The sequence below is a fragment of the Methylobacterium amylolyticum genome (assembly GCF_030700245.1).
Lineage (GTDB): Bacteria > Pseudomonadota > Alphaproteobacteria > Rhizobiales > Beijerinckiaceae > Methylobacterium.
Genome location: NZ_JAUYZI010000074.1, coordinates 1 through 19,043, shown reverse-complemented (window position 1 = coordinate 19,043; position 19,043 = coordinate 1). Strand labels below are relative to the sequence as shown.

General features: G+C 72.6%; 19 protein-coding genes, 1 tRNA gene and 1 pseudogene. 10 read left to right on the top strand and 11 right to left on the bottom strand.

The genetic code is table 11. From position 1 onward, the window contains the following. Positions 1 to 10: 10 nt before the first annotated feature. The 8 genes and pseudogenes from Q8W71_RS29775 to Q8W71_RS29740 form a co-directional block, all read right to left on the bottom strand. Positions 11 to 777 (bottom strand): annotated as a pseudogene (locus tag Q8W71_RS29775) (IS5 family transposase). A gap of 214 nt (positions 778 to 991) precedes the next feature. Next, positions 992 to 1,081, bottom strand: a tRNA-Ser gene (locus Q8W71_RS29770). A gap of 136 nt (positions 1,082 to 1,217) precedes the next feature. Continuing rightward, positions 1,218 to 3,485 carry a glycogen debranching protein GlgX gene (gene glgX / locus Q8W71_RS29765; protein WP_305529008.1) on the bottom strand — a complete coding sequence of 756 codons (2,268 nt, stop codon included), beginning with the start codon at positions 3,483 to 3,485 and terminating at the stop codon, positions 1,218 to 1,220. Between the two features lie 344 nt (positions 3,486 to 3,829). Further along, on the bottom strand, positions 3,830 to 4,549 hold the full coding sequence (locus Q8W71_RS29760; RefSeq protein ID WP_305529007.1) for an NUDIX hydrolase: 720 nt from the start codon (positions 4,547 to 4,549) through the stop codon (positions 3,830 to 3,832). Next, entirely contained in the window at positions 4,542 to 5,423 is an 882-nt protein-coding gene (locus Q8W71_RS29755; protein ID WP_305529006.1) for a PhzF family phenazine biosynthesis protein, read from the bottom strand. Before Q8W71_RS29755 ends, Q8W71_RS29760 begins: the two co-directional genes overlap by 8 nt. A 67-nt stretch (positions 5,424 to 5,490) precedes the next feature. After that, positions 5,491 to 6,339, bottom strand: coding sequence for a pyridoxal kinase PdxY (gene pdxY / locus Q8W71_RS29750; RefSeq protein ID WP_305529005.1), 849 nt, complete (start codon positions 6,337 to 6,339; stop codon positions 5,491 to 5,493). An 82-nt stretch (positions 6,340 to 6,421) separates the two neighbouring features. Further along, positions 6,422 to 6,721: a helix-turn-helix domain-containing protein gene (locus tag Q8W71_RS29745; protein WP_305529004.1), complete on the bottom strand. Its 300-nt coding sequence runs from the start codon at positions 6,719 to 6,721 to the stop codon at positions 6,422 to 6,424. 13 nt (positions 6,722 to 6,734) lie between these two features. Beyond that, the gene (locus Q8W71_RS29740; RefSeq protein WP_305529003.1) at positions 6,735 to 7,058 is read right to left on the bottom strand and encodes a type II toxin-antitoxin system RelE/ParE family toxin; all 324 of its coding nucleotides are present in this window, start codon (positions 7,056 to 7,058) and stop codon (positions 6,735 to 6,737) included. A 207-nt stretch (positions 7,059 to 7,265) separates the two neighbouring features. Here Q8W71_RS29740 and Q8W71_RS29735 point away from each other — a divergent pair, with 207 nt between their 5' ends. Both Q8W71_RS29735 and Q8W71_RS29730 read left to right on the top strand, forming a co-directional pair. Then, positions 7,266 to 7,787 carry a DedA family protein gene (locus Q8W71_RS29735; RefSeq protein WP_305529002.1) on the top strand — a complete coding sequence of 174 codons (522 nt, stop codon included), beginning with the start codon at positions 7,266 to 7,268 and terminating at the stop codon, positions 7,785 to 7,787. Then, positions 7,784 to 8,560, top strand: a complete 777-nt coding sequence (locus tag Q8W71_RS29730) for a cobalamin-binding protein (RefSeq protein WP_305529001.1) — start codon at positions 7,784 to 7,786, stop codon at positions 8,558 to 8,560. The genes Q8W71_RS29735 and Q8W71_RS29730 overlap by 4 nt, the downstream gene beginning before the upstream one ends. Before the next feature lie 70 nt (positions 8,561 to 8,630). On the opposite strand, the gene Q8W71_RS29725 is transcribed toward Q8W71_RS29730, so the two are convergent. Next, the gene (locus tag Q8W71_RS29725) at positions 8,631 to 9,518 is read right to left on the bottom strand and encodes a LysR substrate-binding domain-containing protein (protein ID WP_305529000.1); all 888 of its coding nucleotides are present in this window, start codon (positions 9,516 to 9,518) and stop codon (positions 8,631 to 8,633) included. A gap of 118 nt (positions 9,519 to 9,636) precedes the next feature. On the opposite strand from Q8W71_RS29725, the gene Q8W71_RS29720 reads away from it, so the two are divergent. From Q8W71_RS29720 to Q8W71_RS29700, 5 genes are all read left to right on the top strand, one after another. Continuing rightward, positions 9,637 to 10,362, top strand: a complete 726-nt coding sequence (locus Q8W71_RS29720; RefSeq protein ID WP_305528999.1) for an FMN-dependent NADH-azoreductase — start codon at positions 9,637 to 9,639, stop codon at positions 10,360 to 10,362. Between the two features lie 134 nt (positions 10,363 to 10,496). After that, the gene (locus Q8W71_RS29715; RefSeq protein WP_305528998.1) at positions 10,497 to 11,006 is read left to right on the top strand and encodes an MmcB family DNA repair protein; all 510 of its coding nucleotides are present in this window, start codon (positions 10,497 to 10,499) and stop codon (positions 11,004 to 11,006) included. Positions 11,007 to 11,059: 53 nt separating this feature from the next. After that, positions 11,060 to 11,476, top strand: a complete 417-nt coding sequence (locus Q8W71_RS29710) for a putative toxin-antitoxin system toxin component, PIN family (protein ID WP_305528997.1) — start codon at positions 11,060 to 11,062, stop codon at positions 11,474 to 11,476. 5 nt (positions 11,477 to 11,481) lie between these two features. Then, a complete protein-coding gene (locus Q8W71_RS29705; RefSeq protein WP_305528996.1) occupies positions 11,482 to 11,778 on the top strand; it encodes a YlcI/YnfO family protein in 297 nt (98 codons plus the stop codon). Between the two features lie 201 nt (positions 11,779 to 11,979). Next, on the top strand, positions 11,980 to 13,572 hold the full coding sequence (locus tag Q8W71_RS29700) for a Na+/H+ antiporter (protein ID WP_305528995.1): 1,593 nt from the start codon (positions 11,980 to 11,982) through the stop codon (positions 13,570 to 13,572). A gap of 315 nt (positions 13,573 to 13,887) precedes the next feature. Here Q8W71_RS29700 and Q8W71_RS29695 read toward each other — a convergent pair whose 3' ends face one another. Together Q8W71_RS29695 and Q8W71_RS29690 are read right to left on the bottom strand one after the other, a co-directional pair. Next, complete coding sequence (locus Q8W71_RS29695) at positions 13,888 to 14,148, bottom strand: hypothetical protein (RefSeq protein WP_305528994.1); 261 nt, start codon at positions 14,146 to 14,148, stop codon at positions 13,888 to 13,890. 146 nt (positions 14,149 to 14,294) lie between these two features. After that, complete coding sequence (locus tag Q8W71_RS29690; protein WP_305528993.1) at positions 14,295 to 14,747, bottom strand: GNAT family N-acetyltransferase; 453 nt, start codon at positions 14,745 to 14,747, stop codon at positions 14,295 to 14,297. Positions 14,748 to 14,871: 124 nt separating this feature from the next. Between Q8W71_RS29690 and Q8W71_RS29685 the strand changes: the two genes are divergently transcribed. From Q8W71_RS29685 to glyS, 3 genes are all read left to right on the top strand, one after another. Continuing rightward, positions 14,872 to 15,777 (top strand): glycine--tRNA ligase subunit alpha, encoded by a 906-nt coding sequence (locus Q8W71_RS29685; RefSeq protein WP_305528992.1) that lies wholly within the window; start codon positions 14,872 to 14,874, stop codon positions 15,775 to 15,777. 259 nt (positions 15,778 to 16,036) lie between these two features. Continuing rightward, entirely contained in the window at positions 16,037 to 16,480 is a 444-nt protein-coding gene (locus Q8W71_RS29680; RefSeq protein WP_305528991.1) for a DUF3828 domain-containing protein, read from the top strand. A 60-nt stretch (positions 16,481 to 16,540) separates the two neighbouring features. Then, entirely contained in the window at positions 16,541 to 18,721 is a 2,181-nt protein-coding gene (gene glyS / locus Q8W71_RS29675; protein WP_305528990.1) for a glycine--tRNA ligase subunit beta, read from the top strand. Positions 18,722 to 19,043: the final 322 nt, after the last annotated feature.

Here is a 19,043-nt window from a genome sequence, read left to right as displayed (position 1 = left end):
TAGTGACGATTTAGGCGAGACTGATGGCGATAGCGGCGAGGAGGACGAAGCCGCGGAAGTTGGCCAAGAGCTTGTCGTATCGGGTTGCGACGCGGCGGAACTGCTTGAGCTTGGCAAAGAAGCGCTCGATGCGGTTGCGCTCTGTGTAGAGATGGCGGTCGTAGGCGTGCGGCCGGCGGCGGTGACGCCGGGGCGGGATCACCGGCTCGGCGCCTGCGTCCAGGATGGCGTCGTGCAGCGGATCGGCGCCGTAGCCCTTGTCGGCGATGACGGCCTTGGGCGACAGGCCCTCGATCAGGGCGTGGGCCTGGGCCATGTCGTTCTGCTGGCCCGGGCCGAGCAGCAGGCGCACGGGGTCGCCGAGCGCGTCGCAGGCGACGTGGATCTTGGTGCTCAGGCCGCCGCGGGAGCGGCCCAGGCCCTGGGCATGCGCCCCCCTTTTGACAGGCGCGCGCCGGCGGCGTGCTGGTGGGCGCGCACGATGGTGGAGTCGATCAACAGCCACTCCAGATCGGCCTCGGCGCTCAAGGCGGCCAGGACCCCGTCCAGCACGCCGCGCTCGATCCAGCGATAGTAGCGCCGCTTGACCGCCTGATGATCGCCCAGGCGCTCAGGCAAGTCGCGCCAGCGCCCGCCCGAGCGGGCCATCCACAGCAGCGCTTCGACGAAGCGGCGGTTGTCGCATCGTGGGCCGCGCTGCCCGGCCCGGCCGCCAGGGATCAGATCCCGCAGGCGCTCCCACTGGTCGTCGCGCAGGCCATCCGGGTCGTGGCTCATCCAGGCCGATCTCCAAAATCAGCCTTGAATCACGACCTCATGCCTCGCAAAACCCGCCCCCTCAGAAATCGTCACTACGCCCTAGAGCTGGCTGAACGTCAGCATCACGAAACCGTGATAATTGGGGGCAGCCAGGGGATAAGTTGGAGGCCAGACCCAGACCCGTCTTTCTTGAATTACTGCATGTAAACGGGTTTTGAAACCCAAAAAGGTCTGGCGGAGGGAGCGGGATTCGAACCCGCGATACCGTTTCCGGTATACACACTTTCCAGGCGTGCGCCTTCAACCACTCGGCCACCCCTCCGGGCGCGGATCCCGGGGCCCGGCCGGGCCGGGCGGGTGGGGCCGCGCAGGGGCTGTATCCGCGCGCGCCCCCGGGCGCAAGGCGGCGGCCCGGGCCGCGCGCGAAAATCGACGCGGGCGGCCCGGTTCCCCGCGTCTCAGCCCTCCGCCTCCAGGTGGAAGCGCACGTGCTCGACGTTGGCCCGCTCGAAGGCCTGCATCACGTGCTGGTAGGAGCGCTCCATCTCGGTCGCGTCGTCGCCCGGCGTGTCCTCGGGCTTGAGGACGAACATCAGCAGCGAGCGGCCGGTCACGTCGTAGGGCTCGCCGAAGCGGAAGCTCTCGACGTCCTGGCTGTCGGGCAGGTTGGTGTCGAGGAGCCGCGTCCAGGCCTCGCCGCCGACCGCCTCGGGCAGCGTGAAGCTCACGAGGTCGTGGTAGGCGTTGAACATGATCAGCAGGGTCGCGTCGCCGCCGCGGCGGTGCAGGCCGGTGGCCTGGGCGCGGCCGTCGAGCTGGACCGCGAAGGCGCGGGCGCCCCCGTCGGTCCAGTTCTCGGGGGTCATCTCGCCGCCGTCCGGGCGCAGCCACGCCACGTCCTTGACGCCGAACTCCTCGTCGTACTGCCCCTTGAGGAACCGGCCGCGGCTGAGGATCGGCAGGGCGTTGCGCAGGATGATCAGGCGCTGGGTGAACTCGGCGAGGTCCCGCTCCTCCGCGCCGACCGCCCCCCAGTCGAGCCAGGAGATCGCGTTGTCCTGGCAGTAGGCGTTGTTGTTGCCCTTCTGGGTGCGGGCGAACTCGTCGCCCGCGAGCAGCATCGGGGTGCCGCGCGAGAAGAACAGCGTGGCCAGCATGTTGCGCATCTGGCGCAGGCGCACGCCGCGGATCTCGGGGTCGTCGGTCGGGCCCTCGACGCCGTAATTGTAGGAGAGGTTGTGCGAGTGGCCGTCGCGGTTGTCCTCGCCGTTCTCGATATTGTGCTTGTCGTTGTAGGCCACCGTGTCGTGCAGGGTGAAGCCGTCGTGGGCGGTCAGGAAGTTGACCGAGGCCCAGGGCTTGCGGCCGCGCTTGTCGAACTTGTCGGCCGAGCCGGCGATGCGGGCGGCCACATCCGGCAGCAGGCCGGCATCGCCCTTCCAGTAGGCGCGCACGTCGTCGCGGAAGCGGTCGTTCCACTCGGCCCAGCCCGGCGGAAAGCCGCCGACCTGGTAGCCGCCGGGGCCGCAATCCCACGGCTCGGCGATGAGCTTGACCGAGTTGAGCACCGGGTCCTGGCGGCAGGTGTCGAGGAAGCCGCCGCCCTCGTCGAACCCGTAGGGCTCGCGGCCGAGGATGGTGGCGAGGTCGAAGCGGAAGCCGTCGACCTGCATCTCGGTCGCCCAGTAGCGGAGCGAGTCCGTGACGAGCTGGAGCACCCGCGGGTGCGAGAGGTTGAAGGTGTTCCCGGTGCCGGTGTCGTTGATGTAGTAGCGCGGCTCGTTCGGCAGCAGGCGGTAGTACGAGGCGTTGTCGATGCCCTTGAACGACAGGGTCGGCCCCTTCTCGTTGCCCTCCGCCGTGTGGTTGTAGACCACGTCGAGGATCACTTCGAGGCCGGCGCCGTGCAGGCGCGAGACCATCTCCTTGAACTCGGAGAAGGCGAAGTCCGGCACCGCCGCGTAGCGCCGCGCGGGGGTGAAGAACGAGATCGTGTTGTAGCCCCAGTAGTTCACCAGGTCCTTCTGCTGGAGGTAGTCGTCCTGCACGAAGGAGTGCACCGGCAGCAGCTCGACCGAGGTCACGCCGAGGCTCTTGATGTAGTCGAGAACGTCCGGCGTGCCGAGGCCGGCATAGGTGCCGCGCAGCTTCTCGGGCACCCGGGGGTGGAGCTTGGTGAGGCCCTTCACGTGGGCCTCGTAGACGATGGTCTTCTCCCACGGCACGTGCGGCTTCCGGTGGCGGCCCCAGGTGAAGGCCGGGTCGATCACCCGCGAGCGGCGGGTGAAGGGGGCGGAATCGCGCTCGTCGAAGCTCAGGTCGTCGCCGCTCTCCATCTGGTAGCCGAACAGCGCCGGGTTCCAGGTGATCGAGCCGACGAGGCCCTTGGCGTAGGGGTCGATCAGGAGCTTGTTCGGGTTGAAGCGGTGTCCGGCGGCCGGCTCGTAGGGGCCGTGCACGCGGTAGCCGTAGATCGTGCCGGGGCGCGCGTCCGGCAGGTAGCCGTGCCAGATCTCGTCCGTGTACTCGGGCAGCTCGATCCGCTCGATCTCCTTCTCCCCCGCATCGTCGAACAGGCACAGCTCGACCTTGGTGGCGTAGGCCGAGAACAGGGCGAAGTTGACGCCGAGCCCGTCCCAGGTGGCGCCGAGCGGGTAGGGCAGCCCCTCCAGGATGCGCGAGCGGGCCGCGCGGGCGGCGGAGGTCGGACGGGACGAATCGGGCATGGGGACTCCGGTGCTTCTGGGCGCCCGGGACGGCCGCCGCGGGAGCGGGACGGCGGCCGGGCCGGGAGCCCGGACGTGAACGTGCCGGCCACGGCGAAGCTCCGCCGTGGCGCGGCGATTTTTTGCGGCGCACGTGGACGGGGCGGCACGCCGCCGCCGGCCGCCTCCGGCAGGAGCGGACCGCGTCGACTCAGCGCGTCGCGGCCCGCGGGAGTTCCCGTCGCCGGGCCGTCGGCGCCGCGCGAGAGCCGTTCCCGATCGCGTCGCGAGCGTGCACGGCTCTCAGCCTCTGTTTTGACGCGCTCTCTCGCGCCGAGCCGGTGTCCGCCTCGGCGGAGAGCGCTCTAAGGGAGCGCGTGTGCGAGGTAGGCGCGCGCGAAGCCCGGCACGCGCTGCGGGTCGATGTCGGCGCGGCGGCGCACGAGGCGGATGCCGGCGAGCTCCGGCTCGGCCTCGCGCCGGCGGTGGTCCTCGATCCGCGCGCACAGCGCCGCCGCGGGCTCGGGGAAGCGCACCGGCCGCAGGAAGGCGAGCTGCCCCTCCCCTTCGAGGAGGACCCAGGCGTCCCCGTCCGTCCCCTCCGGCGCGGCCAGCCCGGTCTCCTCCAGGAATTCCCGGGCGGCGCTGCCGGCGAGGTCGACCGCGGCGCCGCGCACGTCGTCGGGGTCGGGGGTGCCGCAGGGGAAGTAGAGCTGGCCGGCATTGGCGGTGTGGGCGCCCATCTCGCCGAGCAGCACGGCGCCGTCGGCGCTCCAGGGCACGATCGCCGCGAAGGCGTTGCGGACCGCGCCGCCCGGGGCGGCCCCCGCCCCCCACGCGTCGCGGAAGGCGATGAAGGCCGAGTAGCGCGCCGCGAACAGGTCGAGCCGTGCCGTGCCGTCGGCGACCGCGCAGGCGCAGGCCAGGAGCACGGTCCCGTCGAACATCCCCGGATGGCGGGCCCGGCGCCGCGCCCAGTTGGCCTCGATCGCGGCGGACGCCGCGCGGGCCCAGGGCCAGTCGTAGGGGACCAGCCGGGCCTCGATCGCGGTGAGCGGCGTGAGGCGGAACGTCTCGTCAGGCACGCAGGGTGCCTTCCGAGACCAGCACCGCCGCGCCGCCGATCTCCACCGAGCGCAGGGCGCCGGCCTCCACGGTGAGCTGGAGGGCGATCTCGCTCGGGCGGCCCATGGCGAGCCCCTGGCGGATCGCCACGTCGTGGACCCCGTCGCCGAGCGCCTCGAACTGCATCAGCACGCCGGCGAAGGCGGCGGCCGCCGAGCCGGTGGCCGGGTCCTCGGGCACGCCGAGGCGCGGGGCGAACATCCGCACCTGCCAGCTCCGGCCCATCCGCTCCGGGTCGGGCGCGTAGAGGTAGAGCCCGTCGCCCGCCTCGGGGGCGGCGGCGGGCCGGGCGGCGTCGAGGCGCTCGACCGAGGCGACGGGCACGCAGGTGAAGCGGGGGCCGACCCCGTGCCGGCTCGGGCGGTGCCGCGCGTGGCCGATATCGCCGGGCGCCAGCCCGACCAGGGCCGCGACCGCCTCGGGCTCCGGCCCGGGGCCGAGATACTCGGGCAGGGCCGGCAGCTTGAAGCGCGCCCGGCCGCCCGCGCCGTCGGGCAGCGTCTCGACCACGCAGGGCACGACGCCGACCGCCTCCTCCAGGCCGAAGGCGCGGGCATCGCCCAGCGCCGGATCCTGGAGGGCGAGCAGCACCGCGGTGCCGACGGTCGGGTGGCCCGCGAAGGGCAGCTCCCGGGCGGGGGTGAAGATGCGCAGATGCGCCCGGTGGCGCGCCTCGGCCGGGGGCAGCACGAACACCGTCTCGGACAGGTTGAACTCGCGGGCGATGGCCTGCATCGCCGCCGCATCGAGCCCCTCGGCGTCGAGGACGACGGCGAGCGGGTTGCCGGCCAGCCGCCGCTCGGTGAACACGTCGAGGGTCGCGAAGCGGCGCATCTCTGGTCCCGACTTTTTTCCGTGGATCAGGCCCCAAGGTCGTCGCCCCGGCCGTGATGTCCAGGGATCAGAGGCGTTCGACCGGGAAAATCTCGCTCGGGGCCACGAACTCGTCCTGCGCGGCCACCGTCAGGATCTCGCGCGCCCCCGCGGCGGCGGTACGCTTCAGGAGCCCGTAGACCGAGGCGGCGGTCGAGCCCAGGGCGTCGGGTGCCGAGCGCGCGCGGGCGTAGTGCACGAGGAACAGGGCGGCGACCGTGTCCCCGGCCCCGTTCACGGCGATCGGCAGCCGCGGGGTGCGCACCCGGAACAGCCCCTCCCCCGTCCCGGCGAGCAGGTCGATGGCGTCCTCCGGCGTGTCCGCGCCCGCGAAGGAGGTCACGAGCACCACCCGCGGTCCCCGCGCCCGCAGGGCCGCGACCGCCGCGCGCGCCTCCGCCAGGGTCCGGCTCGGCAGGCCGGTGAGGCGGTCGAGCTCGAACTGGTTCGGGGTGAGGATGTCGGCCGCCGGCACCGCCCGCTCGCGCAGGAACGCCTCGATGCCCGGCCGCACGTAGACGCCCTCGTCGGTGTCGCCGATCACCGGGTCGCAGCAGTACAGCGCCTCCGGGTTCCCGGCGCGCACGCGCTCCGCCGCCTCCAGGATCGCGGCGCCGATCTCGGCCGAGCCCATGTAGCCCGACAGCACCGCGTCGCAGGCCCCGAGCGCCCCGCGCTCGTCCATGCCCCGCACCACGGCGCGCACGCTCTCGGCGGAGAAGACCTCGCCGCGCCACGCGCCGTAGCCGGTGTGGTTGGAGAACTGCACGGTGTGGACCGGCCAGACCTCGACGCCGAGCCGCTGCATGGGGAACACCGCGGCGGCGTTGCCGACATGGCCGTAGGCGACGTGGGACTGGATCGAGAGGACCTTCACCGCGTCGCGTCTCCGGGCTTGCGCCTTTCGGTTCGACACGCCCTGCGACGCCGAACCGGCACCCACGTCGGCGAAGCGTGCCTCAAGCGGCCTCGCCGAGGAGTTCCTGGACCACCCGCGGATTCTTGTCGAGGAGCGCGAGCAGCACCCGGGCCGGGCCCTCGGGGCGCCGCCGGCCCTGCTCCCAGTTGCGCAGGGTCGCCACCGCCACGCCGATGCTGGCCGCGAACCGGGCCTGCGAGGCGCCGGTGCGCCGCCGGATCGCGGCCACGTCGAGGGCGGGCGGCACGTGCACCACGAGGCCGGGCACGGGCTCGCCGCGGGCGTGGGCCGCGGCCTGTTCCAGGCTGCGCACGAGATCCTTGAACAGAGCCTCGTCCATCGTCCTCGCCTTCTCACAGAGTCTTGACCAAGTGGCGGAGGACCCGCGCCTGTTCCGGTGTCGGGTTCTCCTGATCGGCCTTCGCGTAGACCAGAAGTAGGTAGACGGCTCGATCTTTCACGTAGAACGTCAGAACTCGGCCGCCGCCACGCTTGCCCCGTCCCGAGAGCGGCACGCGTATCTTGCGGATGCCGCCACTGCCGGGGATGACGTCGCCGTCCTGCGGATGCGCGGCGACGTAGTCGGTCACCGCCTCGCGCTCGGCCGCGTCCATCACCCGCTCGGCTGAGCGAAGGTAGATTTCCGTCTCGACGACGGTGAGGAGCGGCCCGTCCATGATCGATGTTGGGCCACTGGCGTATGTCGGTCAATGGCGTATGGACGAGTGGGATAGCGCTACGCCGGCACCGCACGGGCTGCATTGGCCTGGACTGCAACCTGCGGGCGCTGTTCGCCGCGACCGCCCATCTTGCCCCCCGCCCCCGCCGCCCACAGATGGGACCGACCCCGAAGCCCCCTCGACCGGAAGGCGCGCGCGACCCCGATGGACCTCGAAGCCCTGAAGACCTCGACCCTCGCCTTCGTCGAGGCCCATCAGGCCTGGACCCCCGCCATCGCCGGCGGCCTCGCCTTCTGCGAATCGGTGGCGGTGCTGTCGCTGTTCGTGCCGGCCACCGTGATCCTCGTCGCGATCGGGGCGATGGTCGGCGGGATCGGCATCCCGCTCTGGCCGGTGGTGATCGCGGCCGCCGTCGGCGCGGCGCTCGGCGACTGGCTGTCCTACGAGGTCGGGCGCTGGCTGGGGCCGGGCGCCAAGACCAAGTGGCCGCTGCGGCGCTACCCCGAACTCACCCTCAAGGCCGAGGGCTTCATCGCCCGCTGGGGCATCGCCGCGGTGGCGATCGGGCGGTTCTTCGGGCCGGCGCGCGCCCTGGTGCCGCTGGTGGCCGGCATCCTCGGCCTGCCGCGGCTGCCGTTCCAGGCGGCCAACATCACCTCGGCCCTCGTCTGGGCGTTCGTGCTGCTGGCGCCCGGGGCCGGGCTGCTGGCGTGGTTCGAGCGGTGAGGCGCTTTCCCCCGGAGCGGATCGTCTGCCTCACCGAGGAGACCGTCGAGACGCTGTACCTGCTGGGCGAGGAGGACCGGATCGTCGGCGTCTCCGGCTACGCGGTGCGCCCGCCCCGGGTGCGCCGGGAGAAGCCGCGGGTCTCGGCCTTCACCAGCGCGGACATCGGCAAGATCCTGGCGCTCGCGCCCGACCTCGTGCTGGCCTTCTCCGACCTCCAGGCCGGCATCGCCGCCGACCTCGCCCGCGCGGGCGTGGCCGTGCACCTGTTCAACCAGCGCGACGTGGACGGCTGCCTCGCGATGATCCGCACGCTCGGCGCCCTGGTCGGGGCGTCCGAGCGGGCCGAGGCCCTGGCCGCGGGCTGCGCGGCGCGGCTGGCGGAGACCGCCCGCGACACCGCCGATCGGCCGCGCCCGAGGGTCTACTTCGAGGAGTGGGACGAGCCGATGATCTCCGGCATCGGCTGGGTCTCCGACCTGATCGGGTATGCCGGCGGGCAGGACGTCTTTCCGGACCTGAGCCGCGAGCCGGCGGCGCGGGACCGGATCGTCACGTCCGAGCAGGTGATCGCGGCCGCGCCCGACGTGATCATCGCGTCCTGGTGCGGCAAGCGGGTCAACGTCGCGCGCATCCGGGCGCGGCCCGGCTGGGACGCGATCCCGGCGGTGCGGGACGGGCGCATCCACGAGATCAAGGCGCCGCTGATCCTCCAGCCGGGACCTGCGGCGCTCACCGACGGGTTCGACGCGATCCGCGCCTGCTTGGCCTGACGGGGGGACTTTCGAGCTTCACGCGTGCCGGTCCCCGGCCGGAGCCGGCCGCCCTCGGGGCGGCGCCGGCTCATGCCCGCACCGTCGCCCTCAGCCAGTCCCGCACGGCCTGCACGTCGGCGCAGCCCATGGTCCGGGCGGTCATCAGCAGGTGGTAGACCTGCCCCTCCATGACCGGACCGAACGGGTGGACGAGGAGACCGCGCCGCAACTCGTCCTCGACCAGGGCGAGGCCGCAGATCGCCGCCCCGTGGCCCGCGACCGCGGCTTGGATGGCGTGGCTCTCGTCGGTGAAGTGGTGGCCGGCGCGCGTATCGAGCGCGGTCAGGCCGGACAGCGCCCGCCAGCGCTCCCAGCCTAGCTGGAGGTCGCTGCGATGCCACTCGCAATGGATCAGCGCGGCCTCCAGAAGCTGCTCCGGCCGCGACAGCCCGAGCGACGGGCTGCACACTACGCCGAAGCGCTCCCGCAGGAGCGGTTCGGCGACGAGGTCGCCGAACGGACCGGAGCCGTATCGGACGGCGATGTCGGCCGCGCCGCGCGTCAGATCGACGGCCTCGTCCGACGCGTGCAACCTCAGGTCGTGGTGCGGCCAGCGCGTCCGGAAGGCCCCGATCGCCGGGATGAGGCGGCGCGCGGTGAACAGCGTGGTCGCCGTGACCGTGACGGCCCGGCGCCGCTCCCGCGCGTCGAGTTCGGCGATGGCGCGGGCGAAGGCGTCGAGCCCGGCTTGCAGCGTCGGAAACAGGTGCGTCCCCGCGGGCGTCAGCGAGATCCGGCGCACGTGACGCACGAACAGGTCCTGGCCGAGGATCGCCTCCAGAAGCCGGACCTGATGGCTGATCGCCGTCGGCGTGACCGCGAGTTCCTCGGCAGCCCGGCGGAAGCTCAGGTGCCGCGCGGCGGCCTCGAAGGCGCGCAGAGCCCCCAGCGGCGGCAGCTTCCTCGGGTAGGGCATGGATGAGCCAGACTGATCCGTCGGATGAGGCTTTCGCCTTTGTCGATGTTGCGTTCCGAAGGCAAACCGGCGCCGAGGCAAGGGTTCGACGGGAGCCCGGATCGCCTGGGAGATCGCCGTGACGACCCGCCGTATCCTGCACATCGACGCCAGTGCCCGGACCGGACGGTCCGGGATCGATCCGCGCGGTTCCCACTCCCGCCGCCTGACCCATCGCTTCGTCGAACGCTGGCGCTCCGCGCGGCCCGGCGACGTCGTCGACGTTCGCGATGTCGGCCGTGCCCCGCCGGCGCCCGTGACGGGCGCGTGGATCGCCGCCGCCTTCGCGCCGCCCGAGCGGCGGGACGCGGAGGCGCGCGCGCGGCTCGCGGAGAGCGACCGCCTCGTCGCGGAGCTGATCGGCGCCGACATCGTGGTGATCGGGGCCCCGATGTACAATTTCGGCGTCCCGGCGCCGCTCAAGGCCTGGATCGACAGCGTGGTGCGCGTCGGCCTCACGTTCGGATTCGACCGGAAGCGCGCGGACGTGCCGTACTGGCCCCTGCTGCCGCCCGGCAAGCGGCTCGTCGTCCTCTCGTCCCGCGGGGATTACGGGTACGATCCCGGTGGCCGGCTCGACGCCTCCAACCTCGTGGAGCGCGGTATCGCCGTGCCGATGGCCTATATCGGACTGAGCGACGTGCGGTCCGTGGCCGTCGAGTACGACGAGTTCGGCGACGCGCGGTTCGCAGCGTCGATCGCGGCGGCGGAGCGCGCCGTCGACGCGCTCGTCGACCGGCTCGTCGGTGAGGGGCCGGCGGCAACCGACGCGGTGCCTCCGGCCGAGACGGGGCGGGCCCCGTGATCGGCGGCGGAGCCGCGGACCGTCGGGCGCCCGTCGCGGATCGGGACCGCCCGCGTGATGCCGCGCCGCAGGTGACGGACGGCCCCGGGCTTGGCAGGATGTCCCGAATCGGAACAGTCGCCGCCCTTTGAAGAATGCCCGCCGCCCTCGCCTCCGCCGCCCCGATCCTGCCTCCCGACACGGTCCTGCCCCCCGACCGGCGCCAGTCGCCGACCGCGCTGCGCCTCCAGCGCGGCGTGCGCCGGTTGTTCTCCGAGATGGGCTGCGTGACCCTGCCGGAATTCTCCCTCGTCAACGGCCGGCGCGCCGACGTGATCGCCCTGTGCGGGGCGGGGCGGCTGACCATCGTCGAGATCAAGTCGAGCGTCGCCGACTTCCGCGCCGACCGGAAATGGCCCGACTACCGCGACTTCTGCGACCGGTTCTTCTTCGCGATCGCCGAGGGCGTGCCCGAGAGCCTGATCCCCGAGGCCTGCGGGCTGATCGTCGCCGACGGCTACGGGGCGATGATCCTGCGCGAGGCGCCGGAGCATCCCTTGAGCGGCCCCCGGCGCAAGGCGGTGACCCTGCGCTTCGCCCACAGCGCCGCCCGCACCCTCCACGCCCTGGCCGATCCCGGCGCGGTGCGCGAGGGGGCGCTGTGACGGTCAGGGGGCGGACCGGCTTCCTCATCCCGAAGCCGTGAGCCCGACGCCGCATGCGCCTCGTCCTCGACACCAACGTCGTCGTGGCGGCCATGCGAAGCCCGGCCGGCGGCTCGGCCGAACTGCTGCGCCGCATCCGAGCCGGGCGGTTCCGGATGTTGACCAGCGTTCCGCTCTTTCTGGAGTACGAGGCGGTCGCGATGCGCCCCGGCCATCTGGAGGCGGCGCAGGCATCCCCGGCGGATGTCCGAAACCTGCTGGATGTCCTCGCCTTGCTCGCGGAGCCCGTCGAGATCCATTATCTGTGGCGACCGCAACGGCCTGATCCGGCGGACGACATGGTGCTGGAGGCGGCGGTCAACGGCCGGGCCGAGGCCATCGTCACGTTCAACCATGCGGATTTCAAAGCCGTGCCGCGCGCCTTCGGGATCGCTGTCGTCGATCCGGCCGCAGTTCTGAGGAGGGGATGACGGCCATGGACCGCGACGACGCTCTTCGTCTGCCGGCCTCGCTGAGGGAGGCGGCCGAGCAGGTTGCACGGCAGGACGGCGGAACGCTCAACCAGTTCGTCGCCGCCGCCGTCGCGGAGAAGATCTCCGCCTTGCAGTCGGCCGGCTTCCTCGACGCGCGCGGGGCGCGTGCCGATCTGGTCGCATTCGATCGGTTCATGAATCGCAGCGGCGGCACGCCTCCCGCGGCGCACGACGCCTGGGAGGCAGAGGGTTCGCCCATCGCTCCGACCGGGCGCGCCCCGGACGAGCAGGATCTCTGACGCGCAGGGTCTCTGACGCGCAGATCTCTCGCCCGCCGCGCTGGTCCGGATCGCAGCAGCGCCGGCCTCGACGTGCCGGCCATGCCGACGGCCTCGTCCGAGCCGTCCCGTCCGGGGATGGCAAGCCCTCCGGTCTCCCGTCGCAAGCCGCCACGCTCCGACGAGGCCCCACGTCCCTGGAACTGCCGGCAGACCGCCCCGATGACCCCCGTCGCCCTGTTCGAGCTGGTGCTCGTCCTCCTCGCCGCGGCCCTGGCGCTGTCGCTGGTGGCCGGGCGGCTGGGCTTCCCGCCCGCGGCGGCGCTGGTGCTCGGCGGCATGGCGCTCGCCCTGGCGCCGCGCCTGCCGGCCTTCGACCTCGACCCGGACCTGATCATGGTCCTGTTCCTGCCGCCGCTGCTGCTCGAATCGGCCTACTTCACCGTCTGGCGCGACTTCCGCGCCGCCCTGCGGCCGATCCTGTACCTGTCGCTCGGGGCGGTGGTGTTCACGACCGCCGTCGTCGGGCTCGCCGCGCGGGCGGTGATGCCCGACCTGCCCTGGGCCGCCTGCTTCGCGCTCGGCGCGATCGTCTCGCCGCCGGACGCGGTGGCGGCCAAGGCGGTGCTCGCCCGCGTGCCCCTGCCCCGGCGACTGACGACGGTGCTGGAGGGCGAGAGCCTCGTCAACGACGCCTCGGGACTCGTGCTCTACCGGCTCGCGGTGGCCGCGGCGCTCACCGGCGGCTTCAGCGCCTGGGAGGCGGCGGGGGCCTTCGCGTGGCTCGCCGCTTCGGGGGTGGCGATCGGCCTCGTGCTCGGCTTCGCCGTGAACGCGGCGCTGCGGCGCCTGCACGACGCCAACGCGATCACGGTGACGAGCTTCCTCGCCGCCTACGCCGCCTACCTAACCGCCGAGGCGGTCCACGCCTCGGGCGTGCTCGCGGTGGTCGTCTGCGGGCTGATGCTCGGCGGCCGCGAGCACGAGACCTTCCAGGCCGGGGTGCGCCGCCACGCGGTGGCGGTGTGGGGGTTCGTCGTCTTCGTGCTGGAGGCGCTGGTCTTCGTGCTGATCGGGCTGGCGCTGCGCGGCGTGCTGGCGCGCATGGGCGACGGGCACGGGCTCGCCGCCGCCCTGCCGCTGGCGCTCGCCGTCACGGCGGCCTGCGTCGCCGCCCGGTTCCTGTGGGTGTATCCCGCCATCCACCTGTCGCGGCTGTTCTCCCGGCGGGAACCGCCGTTCCTGCCGGCCGTGCCGCTGATCGTCGGCTGGGCCGGCATGCGCGGGGTGGTGACGCTGGCCGCGGCGCTCGCCCTGCCGATCGGCTTCCCCGGCCGCGACCCGATCCTGCTCGCCGCGTTCGCGGTGATCCTGTTCACCGTGCTCGTGCAGGGCACGACGCTCGGGCCGCTGATCCGCCGCCTGCGCTTCCGGCCGGCCGCGCCGCTCGCCGACGGCCAGCTCGACACGGTCATGGCCCGGGTGGTGGTGAACGAGGCGGGGCTCGCCGCCATCGCGACCCTGCTGCACCCCGAATCGGGCGAGCCGCGGCACCCGGTCCTGCTGGAGCAGTACCGCCGCCGTGTCCGGGCGACGTCGCGGCTGCGCGACGAGGGCGCTGCGGTCGAGGCCGAGCGCGACGCCCATTTCGCGGCGGCGCTCGGCGCGGTGGCGGCGGGGCGGGCGGCGCTGATCGGCCTGCACCGGGAGAGCCGCATCCACGGCTCGGTCCTGCGGGCGCTGGAGGCGGAACTCGACCTCGAGGAACTGCACCTGCGGCGCATGGCCGGCGAGGCGGCCGGCCACGGCGGGTGACGCAGGGCTCCAGACTCGGGTTAACGCCGGGCCACCTCGGCTGCGATCCCCCACCCCCGTCATTCCGGGGCCGCGCAGCGGAGCCCGGAATCCAGAACCACAGGGCGTGCCGGGCATGGCTGTCGTCGGCGTGTCTGGATCCCGGGCTCGCCTCCGGCGCCCCGGGATGACGGCGTGCGTGTCAGAACCGGCGACAAACACGCTGCGGCTGTGTCGGGTTAACCCGAGTTCGGAGCCCTGGCGGATGACGCGGACCTCTCGCGCCGGACCGGACCCGCGCCGGCGGGGAGCGCCTTCCCGGACGCAGCCCTGGACTTACCGGGCGCAGCCGTCCTGGGTGCCGTAGCCGCCGTAGACGACGCGGACCTTGCGCAGGCAGGGCTCGGCCTTCGGCGCGGCGGACACGGGGGCGACCTCGACCGGCTCGACGCGCAGGCCGGCGGTGATCGCGGCGGGCTCGTCGGAGGTGGCGAGCGCCCGGCTCACCAGCGGGGTGGCGGCGAGCGCCGAGATCGCCAGGGCGGCGAGGACGGCGACGTTGCGGCGGCCGGCGGTGCGGAACGAAGTCTTGGTCATCACTGGTCTTCCGAAGCATTCGGCGGCTGCGAGGCCGCCGCTGTTCCCCTGGTTGTGCCGATAACTTGGCTGTTGGCTCGGCGGTTCCGTGTATCGCGCCGAATCGCGCCGCCGTGCGTGCTCCGCCGCACGCCGGGCGACGGACCTCAGAAGATCTTGCGGTACTGGACGAAGCCCGACTTCTCGGCGACCCGGTCGTAGAGGACCATCGCGTCGGTGTTGGTTTCGTGGGTGAGCCAGTGCACCCGGGAGCAGCCGGCGGCCCGGGCCGCCGCGTAGACGTGGTCGATCAGCGCCCGGCCGACGCCCGCACCGCGCGCGGTCCCGGCCACGAACAGGTCTTGCAGGTAGCAGTAGTCGCCGACCGTCCAGCACGAGCGGTGGCGGATGTGGTGGACGAGCCCGACCGCCTCCGTCCCCCGCCACGCCAGCGCCCCGTCGACCGGCTCGCCCGGGTCGAGCAGGCGCTCCCAGGTGCAGGCGGTGGCCGCCTCCGGCAGGTCGACCCGGTAGAACGCCTGATAGCCTTGCCACAGCGGCAGCCACGCCGCCCGGTCCCCCGCGCCGATTGTCCGGATCGCGATGCCGTCGCCGCCCATGTCCCATCCCCCTGCTCCGGCGGTCGCCTTGCACGCCCGCCCGCCCTTCCCCTAAACGGGCGCCGACCGAACGACCGAACGACCGAACGACCGAACGACCGCCCGTTTCCCGAGCCCCCGCACCATGTCCCAAAAGAAATCGTTCCAGGGGCTGATCCTGACGCTCCAAGAGTTCTGGGCGGCGCAGGGCTGCGTGATCCTGCAACCCTACGACATGGAGGTGGGCGCCGGCACCTTCCATCCGGCCACGACCCTGCGGGCGCTCGGGCCGCGCCCGTGGAAGGCCGCCTACGTCCAGCCCTCGCGCCGGCCCAAGGACGGGCGCTACGGCGAGAACCCGAACCGGCTCCAGCACTACTACCAGTTCCAGGTGATCCTGAAGCCGAACCCGCCGAACCTCCAGGAACTCTACCTCGCCTCGCTCGACGCGATCGGCGTCGATCTCAAGCTGCACGACATCCGCTTCGTCGAGGACGATTGGGAGAGCCCGACGCTCGGCGCCTGGGGGCTCGGCTGGGAGTGCTGGTGCGACGGGATGGAGGTCTCGCAGTTCACCTACTTCCAGCAGGTGGCGGGCTTCGAGTGCGCGCCTGTGGCGGGGGAGCTGACCTACGGCCTGGAGCGGCTCGCCATGTACGTTCAGGGGGTCGAGAACGTCTACGACCTCGACTTCAACGGTGCCGCGGGCGCGGACCGGGTCACCTACGGCGACGTGTTCCTCCAGGCCGAGCAGGAATATTCCCGCCACAACTTCGAGGCGGCCGACACGGCGATGCTGTTCCGCCACTTCGCCGACGCGGAGGGCGCCTGCCGGTCCTACCTCGACGCGGGCGCGGCGCAGGGCGAGGGCCGGCACCGGATGGTGCAGCCGGCCTACGACCAGTGCATCAAGGCGAGCCACGTGTTCAACCTGCTCGACGCGCGCGGGGTCATCTCGGTGACCGAGCGCCAGAGCTACATCCTGCGGGTGCGCGAACTCGCCAAGGCCTGCGGCGCGGCGTGGCTGCGGACGGCGGCCGGGGGCGCGTGAGCCGGGATTGTCACGGCTTACAATGCGACGGACCAGGATTATCACAAACGGGCGGTTTGTGATAATCCCTCCCTCTCCGTTGCCGGCTCCGTAACTCCCAGGACGCAGGCCGCATGAGGCCCACAGCGCGCGACCGCCTGCTCACGGGATCGTTTGCCGCGATCCCCGGGAGCCCCCTCGGCCCTCGCGCGTTCCCACCGCCGAACCGGGCGCCCCGGACAAGGATCCCGCGGCGCCCCACCAGCAGCGGGAGCCCGCCATGAAACGCACCGTCCTCGCCCTCGGCGTCCTCGCCCTCGGCCTCGGACCGGCGCTCGCCGCCGATCCGGGTCCCGAGGCCGTCGTGAAGAAGCTCTACGCTGAGCCGCACCCGAAGCACTCGTCGGTCTACACCAAGCGGCTCCAGAGCCTGTTCGACGCCGACGCCAAGCAGGCCAACGGCGCCACCGGCAACCTCGATTTCGATTTCCGGCTCAACGGCGAGCCGCTGAAGCCCGACACGGTGAAGGACCTGAATTTCAAGGAGGCCAGCGAGGGCAAGGACCAGGCGAAGGTCACCGTGGAGCGCAAGGGCGGCAACATGGCCAACGCCATCGTCTACGACCTCGTGCGCGAGGGCGGGGCGTGGCGGGTGGACGACGCCCACGCCATCGGCGACCGCAAGTGGCAGCTCTCCGCCATCCTCAAGGGCGAGGCGCGCTGAGCCGCACGGGAGGCGGAAGCGCCCTCGACAGGGTAGCGGCGCGGCGATAAGGCCCGCGCCATGCCCGACCTCCTGCTCGAACTCCGCTCGGAAGAGATCCCCGCCCGCATGCAGCGGCGCGCGGCCGAGGATCTTCGGCGCCTCGTCACCGACGCGCTGGTCGAGCGCGGCTTCCTCTACGAGGGCGCCAAGGCCTTCGCCACGCCCCGGCGGCTCGCGCTCCACGTCGCCGGCCTCCCGCCCCGGGGCGAGGCCGTGCGCGAGGAGCGCCGCGGACCGCGCGTCGGCGCACCCGAGGCCGCCGTGCAGGGCTTCCTGAAGGGCGCCGGGCTGACGAGCCTCGATCAGGCCCGGACGATCACCGACCCGAAGAAGGGCGAATTCTACCTCGCGGTGATCGAGCGCCCCGGCCGCGAGACCCTCGACGTGCTCGCCGAACTCCTGCCCGAGATCATCAAGAATTTCCCGTGGCCGAAGGCGATGCGCTGGGGCGCGGCCTCGGCCAAGCCCGGTTCCCTGCGCTGGGTGCGGCCGCTGCAATCGATCGTCGCGACCTTCGGGCCCGAGACCGAGACGCCCGAGGTCGTGCCGTTCGCGGTCGACGGCATCGCGGCCGGCACCGTCACCTACGGGCATCGCTTCCTCGCGCCGGAGGCGATCGAGGTCCGCCGCTTCGACGACTACGTGCAGGCGCTGGAGCGCGCGCGGGTGATCCTCGACGCCGACCGGCGCAAGAACGTGATCCTGCACGACGCCCGCGACCTCGCCTTCGCCCGCGGCCTCGACCTCGTGGAGGACGACGGGCTCCTGGAGGAGGTGGCCGGCCTCGTGGAGTGGCCGGTCGTGCTGATGGGCGGGTTCGATCCGGCCTTCCTCGACATCCCGGCCGAGGCGATCCGCGCCACGATCCGCGCCAACCAGAAGTGCTTCGTGCTGCGGAAATCCGGGTCGGAGGATCTGGCCCCGGCCTTCATCCTCGTCTCGAACCTCGTGGCGCGCGACGGCGGGCTCGCCATCACCGCCGGCAACGAGCGGGTGGTGCGCGCGCGGCTCTCGGACGCGAAGTTCTTCTGGGACACGGACCGCGCGACCCCCCTGGAGAGTCGGCTGCCGAAGCTCGACGCGATCGTCTTCCACGAGAAGCTCGGCACGCAGGGCGAGCGCGTCCAGCGGATCGCGGCGCTCGCCCGCCGCATGCCGCACGCGATAGGCGCAGACGCCGATCTCGTGGATCGCGCGTCCGCGCTCGCCAAGGCCGATCTCGTCACCGAGATGGTCGGCGAGTTCCCCGAACTCCAGGGTCTGATGGGCGCGCGATACGCCGCCCTCCAGGGTGAGCATCCGAGCGTCTGCGCGGCGATCGGCGACCATTACAAGCCCGTGGGGCCGACCGATCGCGTGCCGCGCGATCCCGTGGCGATCGCCGTCGCACTCGCGGACAAGATCGACACGCTCGCCGGCTTCTGGTCGATCGACGAGAAGCCGACGGGCAGCAAAGATCCCTATGCCCTGCGCCGCGCCGCGCTCGGCGTCATTCGGATCATCCTCGAGAACGAGATCAGCGTCCCGCTCTCCTATTCCGTGCTGCCGGACGCATTCGAGCAGCACGACGGCGGGCGCCGTGCCGTGATCATCGATCTGTCGGACGGCGTCGAGGCCGCCTTCAAGGACCTGCCGCCGGATATGGATCTGTTCGCCGATCCACGGGTCGACGATCTCCTCCGCTTCTTCGCCGACCGCCTCAAGGTCTATCTCCGCGACAAGGGCGCCCGCCACGACCTCGTGGACGCGGTCTTCGCCCTGCCCGGCCAGGACGACCTGCTGCTGATCGTCCGCCGCGTGGAGGCGTTGCAGCAATTCCTCGACACGGAAGACGGAAAGAACCTGCTCGCCGGCTACAAGCGCGCGGCCAACATCCTGCGCATCGAGGAGAAGAAGGACGGCCGCGCCTACGATGCCGAGCCCGACGCCGGCCTGGCCGCCGCGGGCGAGCCGGCGGAGCGGGCGCTGGCCGAGGCGCTGGCGGCGGCGGGCACCGAGGCCTCGGCGGCGGTGGCGCGCGAGGATTTTGCCGGGGCGATGCGGGCGCTGTCGGCCCTGCGCGCGCCGGTCGACGCGTTCTTCCAAGATGTCACCGTCAACGCGCCCGACCCGCGCCTGCGCGAGAACCGGCTGCTGCTGCTCAACGCGCTGCGCGCCGCGACGCGGGAGGTGGCCGAGTTCTCGAAGATCGAGGGGTAGCCGCGGGCGCCCTCCCCCCTCTGCGGGGGAGGGTGGCCCTCGCGTCAGCGAGGGTCGGGAGAGGGGAGCCCGGCTTCAGGACTGGCGGTGCGGTGTGGGCCGCGCGCCACCTCCGGCACCGTCGCTCCCCTCACCCGACCCCCTTCGGGGGCCACCCTTGTATCTAGGAGGCGGCCCTGTGATGTGCTGAGATTGGGGCTGCGCCGGGTGGGGTGGCCACCCCACCCGGCGCGCGGCGTTTGGCGCCCGCCCACCCTCCGGCCACAACCGTGGGAGAGCTTTGGGACCGAACGCCGCCTCGTCACGCACGACCGGACAGTCG